Origin of the sequence: Devosia sp. (assembly GCF_028290645.1) — a bacterium.
In the GTDB taxonomy this organism is placed as follows: Bacteria; Pseudomonadota; Alphaproteobacteria; order Rhizobiales; family Devosiaceae; genus Devosia_A.
On the sequence record NZ_JAQGJL010000115.1, the window covers coordinates 1 to 3,111 of the forward strand.

At 68.3% G+C, this 3,111-nt stretch carries 3 protein-coding genes and 1 pseudogene; 2 read left to right on the plus strand and 2 right to left on the minus strand.

The window, feature by feature from the left end; translation table 11 throughout:
• Positions 1–699, minus strand: a pseudogene (locus tag JWQ89_RS06765) (phosphopyruvate hydratase); the annotation flags it as partial.
• A gap of 6 nt (positions 700–705) precedes the next feature.
• Positions 706–1,740 (minus strand): aminoglycoside phosphotransferase family protein, encoded by a 1,035-nt coding sequence (locus JWQ89_RS06770; protein ID WP_299639522.1) that lies wholly within the window; start codon positions 1,738–1,740, stop codon positions 706–708.
• Positions 1,741–1,846: 106 nt separating this feature from the next.
• On the opposite strand from JWQ89_RS06770, the gene JWQ89_RS06775 reads away from it, so the two are divergent.
• Complete coding sequence (locus JWQ89_RS06775; protein ID WP_299639524.1) at positions 1,847–2,599, plus strand: SDR family oxidoreductase; 753 nt, start codon at positions 1,847–1,849, stop codon at positions 2,597–2,599.
• A gap of 109 nt (positions 2,600–2,708) precedes the next feature.
• Positions 2,709–3,111 (plus strand): DUF305 domain-containing protein (locus tag JWQ89_RS06780; protein ID WP_299639526.1); only part of this gene is annotated, 403 nt, incomplete at its 3' end.

Below are 3,111 nucleotides of genomic sequence, written 5' to 3' on the forward strand. Positions count from 1 at the left end.
GGCGCGTTCGATGGCGCGGGTGAGGAGTTCGAGCCCGTCCTCGTTGGCGGAAAAGTCGGGCCAGACCCCGCCCTCGTCGGCGACGCCGTGCAATTTTCCCTGTTCCGCCATGGACTTGGCGGCCGCCATATAGACCTCGGCGATGTGCTCGGTGGCCTCGGCAAACGAGGTCGCGCCAATAGCGAGGACCAGGAAGTCCTGGATATCGATGCGGTTGCCGGCATGGCGGCCGCCGCCGAAGATCTGGATCATCGGGGCCGGGATGTGCTGGGCTTCGGGGTCGAGCCCGGCGAGGTGCCTAAGGTGTTGCCAGAGCGGGATTTTCCGGTCGGCGGCGGCGGCCCAGGCGATGGCGGAGGAGGTGGCGACGACGGCGTTGCCGCCGAGCCGGGTTTTCTGCGGGGTGCCGTCGAGGGCGATCAGCGCGGCGTCGACGGCGGACTGGTTGGTGGCCTCCAAGCCCTTGAGGCGGCTCTGGATTTCGCCGTTGACGGCGGCCAGTGCGCCGTTGACGCCGAAGCCGCCGAGCCGCGTGCCGCCGTCGCGCTTGTCGAGCGCTTCGCGGCTGCCGGTGGAGGCGCCGGAGGGGGCGATGGCGCGGCCGGTGGCGCCCGAGGCGAGGGTGACCTCGACCTCGACGGTGGGGCGGCCGCGGGAGTCCCATACCTGGCGGCCGAGAATGGTCTTGATGGCTGACATAACGAACTAGTGGTCCTGACCGGTAGATGAACGCAGGCTGTCGAAGAGCTGAACCAGCCCTGACGCCGGATTTTCGATGAACGGAATGGCCCGGTCGCGAACGGCCTGGCGGTTGATTTCGCTGAGATATTCGACCGGCGACTTGCCGTCGACGCGGGCCAGCATGAGGCAGGGGAGGAGAGCTGCGGCGCGCGCCTCGATGCCGGGGCGGAGAGCGGCGGGGAAGTGGCCCAGCCAGGTCGCGGCGAAGCGCCCCGCCTGATCGAGGAGAATATCACCGAGCGCCGGCAGGTGGATGGATTTCAGCACCAGATGGTTGAGGCAGAAGGCGGCGTCGAAGGCCGGGTCGCCGTACCAGGCGCATTCGGCATCGAGCAGCACCGGGTGGCCGTCGCGCTTCGATACGAGGATGTTCTTGGGGCTGACGTCGCCGTGGACGAGGGCGAGTTTCGTGCCGGCGGTGGCGGCGAGGACGGCGAGGATGCGATCCGCGAGGAAGGTATGGCGGGCGGCGGTGAAGCGCAGATAGGGGTCGAGGCGGAGGGCGTCGATCAGGTGGTCGGTGGGGAACTCGGCGGCAGCGGTGGGGTCGTTCAGCGTCGCGGCATGGATGCTGCCAAGGGCACTAGCGACGGCGACCGGCACGGACGGATCGGCACGGCCGGCGAGGAGTTCGGACTTCCACAGGAGGTAGTCCTCGGCCGGCAGGTATTCGAGCAGCGCGATGCCGTGCCGGCGATCCTCGCCGATCACCTGGGGGGCGGCGCCCGGGACGATGGCGTTGGCGCGGCGCAGCCAGGCGACCTCGTAGTGGTTGCGCTCGAGCGGGGCCTGCCAGTTGCTGGCGACCTTCAGTCTTGGCAGGGCACGCTTGGCGCAGAACTGCCGCCCGTCGGAGAAGCGGATGTGGACGATGTCGGAGGAGACGCCGCCGGTCAGCGGCTCGACCGCGAACTCACGCCCGGCGGCGACGCCGGCCGAAGCCAGGATCGGCGGAAGCAGCGCTTCCCATGTCAGGTCCGGCGCAGTCTCGGCATCCATAAGCAGCCCTCATTCCATTGACTAACATGTTACCCCATGGGAGGCGTGGTAACAATGACGGGAAGCGGGGGTTTCTCGCACAAGCGATTGGACGGAAAGGGAGAAAATGGGACGGCTCGAGGGAAAGACGGTGTTCATGACGGCCGCGGCGGCGGGCATCGGCGGGGCGGCGGCGACGGCATTCGCACGCGAGGGGGCGCGGGTGATCGCCACCGATCGCGACGCGGCGGGGATCGCGCGGAAGGGCGAGGAGCTCGCGGCGATCTCGGCCGGGCACGAGGCCTATGCGCTCGACGTGACCGACACCGGGGCGCTGAGGGCCGCGGCGGCGCGGCACCAGGGGGTCAACGTCCTCTATAACGGCGCGGGCTGGGTGCATCAGGGGATGCTGGGGACGACGACGCTCGAGGAGTGGCAGCTGAGCTTCGACATCAACGTGACGCCGATGTTCGTGCTGACGCAGGCGTTCCTGCCGGCGTTCATCGCGCAGGGCGGCGCCTCGATCATCAATATCGCCTCGGTCGCCTCGTCGCTGAAGGGGGTGCCGAACCGGGTGAGCTACATGTCGAGCAAGGCGGCGGTGATCGGGTTCACCAAGTCGGTCGCCTTCGACTACATGAAGAACGGGGTACGCGCCAACGCCGTCTGCCCGGGCAGCGTCGACTCGCCGTCGCTGCACGAGCGGGCCCATGCGCTGGGCGAGCATGACGAGGTGTGGAAGACCTTCGTCGCGCGCCAGCCGATGGGGCGGATGGCGCAGCCCGAGGAGATCGCACACCTGGCGGTTTATCTGGCGAGCGACGAGAGCGCCTATGCGACGGGGGCGAACTTCATCGTCGATGGGGGGATTACGCTCTGAGGCGGTGATCCGGCGTCGGCGGCAGCTTTCGGCACAAGACGGAACAAGCCGGTGGCCGGCGCCTTGCGGTAGATCGTTGTCTCCGAGCCCTCCCAGCCTGGAGACCACGATGCCAAAACTTGCAGCCGCCATCGCCGCCCTTCCCTTTGCCCTCATCATCGGAGCCCCTGGCTTTGCGCAGGAGGCGGCGGCGCCGGCGATGCCCGCCGCCTGCCAGACCGCGGCCGGGGAAGCCGCCGCGGCGACCGTGCCGGGCAATTCGATGAGCAACATGGACAACATGCGCAGCACGGCCAGCATGCCCGCTGCGGACGAAGCCCATACCGCCCTGATGATGGGCATGGGCACCATGATGCAGAACATGATGATGGGATCCATGGTGCCCAATTTCGACGTGGCGTTCGTCTGCTCGATGCTGCCGCACCATCTGGGCGCGATTTCCATGGCGCAGGCCGAGCTCAAATACGGCAAGGACCCCTGGGCGAGGCAGCTGGCGCAGTCGATCGTCGATG

Coding starts and splice junctions, on each gene's coding strand:
- JWQ89_RS06775 (WP_299639524.1), top strand. CDS start 1,847: ATGGGACGGCTCGAGGGAAAGACGGTGTTCATGACGGCCGCGGCGGCG.
- JWQ89_RS06770 (WP_299639522.1), bottom strand. CDS start 1,740: ATGGATGCCGAGACTGCGCCGGACCTGACATGGGAAGCGCTGCTTCCG.